This is a genomic window from Akkermansia sp. UNK.MGS-1, from assembly GCF_000980515.1.
Taxonomy (GTDB): domain Bacteria; phylum Verrucomicrobiota; class Verrucomicrobiia; order Verrucomicrobiales; family Akkermansiaceae; genus Akkermansia; species Akkermansia muciniphila.
Genome location: NZ_LBCB01000026.1, coordinates 1 through 3,705 on the forward strand (window position 1 = coordinate 1; position 3,705 = coordinate 3,705).

The 3,705-nt window shown below is 56.3% G+C and carries 5 protein-coding genes; 4 read left to right on the top strand and 1 reads right to left on the bottom strand.

Annotation, left to right across the window (positions count from 1 at the left end; genetic code table 11):
• Positions 1 to 75: 75 nt before the first annotated feature.
• Entirely contained in the window at positions 76 to 351 is a 276-nt protein-coding gene (locus tag WW58_RS09845) for a hypothetical protein (RefSeq protein ID WP_146021938.1), read from the top strand.
• Positions 352 to 430: 79 nt separating this feature from the next.
• Here the strand turns inward: WW58_RS09845 and WW58_RS13465 are convergent, their stop codons facing one another.
• Complete coding sequence (locus WW58_RS13465; RefSeq protein WP_128252707.1) at positions 431 to 664, bottom strand: hypothetical protein; 234 nt, start codon at positions 662 to 664, stop codon at positions 431 to 433.
• Positions 665 to 756: 92 nt separating this feature from the next.
• Here WW58_RS13465 and WW58_RS09855 point away from each other — a divergent pair, with 92 nt between their 5' ends.
• From WW58_RS09855 to WW58_RS09870, 3 genes are all read left to right on the top strand, one after another.
• On the top strand, positions 757 to 1,218 hold the full coding sequence (locus tag WW58_RS09855) for a hypothetical protein (protein WP_046437321.1): 462 nt from the start codon (positions 757 to 759) through the stop codon (positions 1,216 to 1,218).
• Between the two features lie 25 nt (positions 1,219 to 1,243).
• Positions 1,244 to 2,926, top strand: coding sequence for a hypothetical protein (locus WW58_RS09860; RefSeq protein ID WP_146021940.1), 1,683 nt, complete (start codon positions 1,244 to 1,246; stop codon positions 2,924 to 2,926).
• A 305-nt stretch (positions 2,927 to 3,231) separates the two neighbouring features.
• Positions 3,232 to 3,705, top strand: a 474-nt coding sequence (locus tag WW58_RS09870; protein ID WP_046437327.1) for a portal protein, incomplete at its 3' end; no start/stop codon positions are given.

A 3,705-nucleotide genomic window follows, 5' to 3' on the forward strand; every position in this document is an offset into this window, starting at 1 on the left:
GATCCGTGCTGTGAGCCTGATGAGGCGTGTTGTTGTGATGATGCCGACCGGCGCGAGGTTATTAGCGCGCCGGGTATGGGACGTGTTGGACGGCGACAGGCACGGCAGGGCAAGAAGTACCACGGGGAACGGCTGAAGCTGCTGGTGGAGGTGTGCGAGAAGTGGTGTTTGTTCCGTCAGCCGTGGAATACGCTGTTTATCCGTGATGCGCATGCTCTGATTGATTTGGGCTTGCTGGAGTATGTGAAGTCTGATAACGGATATATTCAGGTTCAGCCTACGGAGACGGGCATTGACCGGTACAAGACGATTGTGGCCGGGGTGTTCGGGGTGGAGGTTGAGGTTGCCTGAAGTGGCGGGCGGTTGAAGCGTTAATGCGTATGTGATGGTTTGAACGGAGGAGGATGCGGCCATGTGGAGGGCCGCCCGTTCAGGCCGTTGCCACAACGGCGATGAAGATGTATCGTTTGGTGGCGGCGACGGTGAGAGCGGTGTGTTTTGGGGAGCTGGAGATGACGCCGCTGGATTTTCTGGTTCTGATGGCGGTGGGGGAGCTGGGAGAGGTTGAGTGCAGAGGGGTAGTGGCGTGGTGCCGGGCGCGGAATAGCCAGTCTGTTTCCAATGCGCTGGCAAGGTTGCGGAGGATGGGGCTGCTGGAGGTCAAGGGGCAGAGGCCCTGCGTGACGTATGCGGCGAGCGCGGAGGGGAGGAGGGTGATAGAGGGCAGGTTTGCAAGATTAAGGTTAAGGATGCAAGATGAAGAAGTTAAGCGATAAGGAAGATGAGTTTTGCAAGATGGTTGTGTGGGAGAGTTTTACTCCCCGCGCGGCTTATGCGGTTGTGTGGAATCCCGGTGATGATGCGAGCGCGAGCGCAGGAGCGAGCCGCAAGATGAGGGAGCCGCACATTCAGGAGGAGCTGAAGAGGTTGAGAGCAGAGCTTGATGATGGGTATGCCCTGAGCGCAAAGGAGAAGAGGAGGTTTTTGGCGAAGCTGGTGCGCGGGGAGGTGGGCGTGGATTTGGGGCTGTTTGATTCCGTCCCTACTGTGCAGGAGGTGATGACTGCGATTAAGATTGATAATGAGATGGCCGGGCATAATGCGCCGTCTGAGGTGCATGTTGGGGGCCCTACGTTGGCGGAGGCTATTTTCGGGTTGTTGGGTGATCAGAGTTTGAAGGTGGGCGGCAATAGTGAGACGGTGACAGATGGCGAGTAGAGGTTTTTTCCCTCCCATTAATGGTATGGATGATGCCGTGTTGGGCAGGTTTGCGGAGGTGCTTGGAGACAGGGAGTGGCGGCTTAATCATTTGTATTGGGTGGAGAGCAAGATGGTGAAGGGTGGGGATAAGGTGGTGCGGTTCCGCATGAACAGGGTACAGCGCAAGTTGCACCGGGGGCTGCATCACCGCAATGCTATTTTGAAGAGCCGCCAGATGGGGATCAGCACTTATCTTGCGATGCTGGCGTTGGATTGCATGTTGTTTGTTGATGGGTTCCATGCCGGGATTGTGGATAAGTCTTTGCCGGATGCCGAGAATAAGCTGGGCAAGATCAGGTTTGCATGGGACAGGCTGGATTATGTGCCTGCACATGCGACTGATGAGGATTTGTGGCTGGCGAGGCTGGGCCGGATGATTAAGGAGAGGACTGGCAAGCTGGTGAAGAGCAAAGGGCTGGTGCCGGTGTATGCTAATGACCGTGAGCTGAGGTTTGCCAATGGGAGCGATATTTATTCCGGGGCCAGTTTGCGCGGCGGCACATTGGATTTGCTTTGGCTGACGGAGTTTGGGAGTACGGCGTGCCATTTTCCAGCCAAGGCTGCGGAAATATTGTCCGGGGCGTTTAATACGGTGCCGAGCGACGGGTTTTTGTTTAACGAGTCAACGCATGAAGGGGGCAGAACCGGGCTGAATTATGAGATTATGAAGGGGGCGCTGGATTTGACGGGGAAGAGGCTTTCTAATGTGCAGTGGAAGTTTTTCTTTTTCCCGTGGTTTGAGGATGCCGGTTATACGCTGGCCGGAGAGGGGTATGATGTGCTGGATGAGGACAGGGCGTATTTTGACGAGTTGAGGGAGAAGGGTATCAGCCTGAGTCAGGAGCAGATGGTGTGGTACAGCCACATGAAGCAGACGCAGGGAGAGTTGATGAAGCAGGAGTACCCGAGTACGCCGGAGGAGGCGTTGTGGCCGCATGTGTCGGGGGCGATTTATGGTGCCGTGATGCACAGGTTGCGGGCGCAGGGGTGCGTGGGGGCGGCGTTTGCCGTGGAGCCGGGGTTTCCGTTAGTTTCCGCATGGGATTTAGGGTTGAACGATAGTACGGCTATTTGGGCGGCGCAGGTGGTAGGGTATGAGGTGCGGCTGCTGAAGTTTTACCAGTCCAGCGGGTTGGGGATGACGGAGTATGCCGAGGTGATTCGTTTGTGGGAGCGCGAGTTGGGGATGAGTTTTGATGAGCATTTGTTTCCGCATGACGGTAACCGGAGGAATTGGGGCGGTGATCCTATGTCTCTTTTTCGGAATACCGGGATTGGAGGGCGGCTGGTGAGGGTGCCGAGGATTCCGCGCGTGTGGATGGGGATTGATGCCGTGAGGACGATGTTGAAGAATGCGGTGTTTCATGAGGATTGTCTGAAGGAGTGCCGGGGTGAGGGTGATGTGAAGTTGTTGAGCGGGGTGGATTGCATTGCCGCTTACCGCAAGAAGACGGTGCTGGAGGATGGGGTGAGCCATGATGTGCCGGAGCATAACGAGGCGTCTCATGGGGCTGATGCGTTGAGGACGCTGGGCGAGGCGTTGAAGAAGGGGCTGGTGTCACGGGCGAGCGGTTTTGTTAGCCGTGAGGAGTCTGGCGGATGGCTGGATGAGGATGATGATTGGGGCGGAGGGAACAGGAGCGGAGGATTGGCGAGGATGGATTGATTTTTTTGTGTGTTTGTTGTTGATGGTTTGCGTGTTGTGTGGGTATCTAATTGAATGATTAGATGCGTTTTTGTTTTTCCGTGGTATGAGTGGGGTATGGGTTTCAAGAAGAATATGAAGGGTGAAGCTCCTCCCGTTCAGGCTCCGAAGGTGGAGACGGTGAGTGCCGGGGAGAGCGAACATGCGGCGAAGCGCAGTTTACTGGAGGAGCAACGCAGACGGCGAGGCAGGGCATCAACCCTGCTTGCGAGTGAGGTAGAGAGGCAGCATGGAGGCGCGGCTAGTGGTAAACGGGAGACGTTGGGATGAGCCGTCAGGATGAGGCGGATGAGCTGGTGCGCCTGTATAACGGGTTGAGGAAGCAACGGGATGAGCTTGCAAAGACGTGGCAGTTTGCCCGCTGGTATTTGCTGCCGAACAGGGTGGATGATTTAAGGTTTCGTCCGTCCGATTTTGTGGGCAGGGTGCGGAATGGGGCGGCCAGGATGGCCTGTGCCCGGCTGGCCGGAGCGCATATGAGCCATATTGTGACGAGCCATGAGCCGTGGTTCAAGTGGATCGCGAGGCCCGGAGATGTAGCGGAGGAGGATGTGGAGGAGGCTAACGCATGGTATGGCAAGTGTTCCGATATTGCTTTGATGGAGCTGACGCGGAGCAATTTTTATTCCGAGATTTACGAGTGTTTTCTTGATCGTGTCGGCATGGGGACGGGGAGTTTGTATTGCGGGCCGGGCAGGAGCGTGAGGTTGTTGTTTAAGGCGATTTCCCCGGAACAGGTT

Excerpts from the sequence above, each read along its gene's own strand:
- WW58_RS09855 (WP_046437321.1), top strand. The coding sequence starts at position 757 with ATGAAGAAGTTAAGCGATAAGGAAGATGAGTTTTGCAAGATGGTTGTG.
- WW58_RS09860 (WP_146021940.1), top strand. The coding sequence starts at position 1,244 with ATGGATGATGCCGTGTTGGGCAGGTTTGCGGAGGTGCTTGGAGACAGG.
- WW58_RS09845 (WP_146021938.1), top strand. The coding sequence starts at position 76 with ATGGGACGTGTTGGACGGCGACAGGCACGGCAGGGCAAGAAGTACCAC.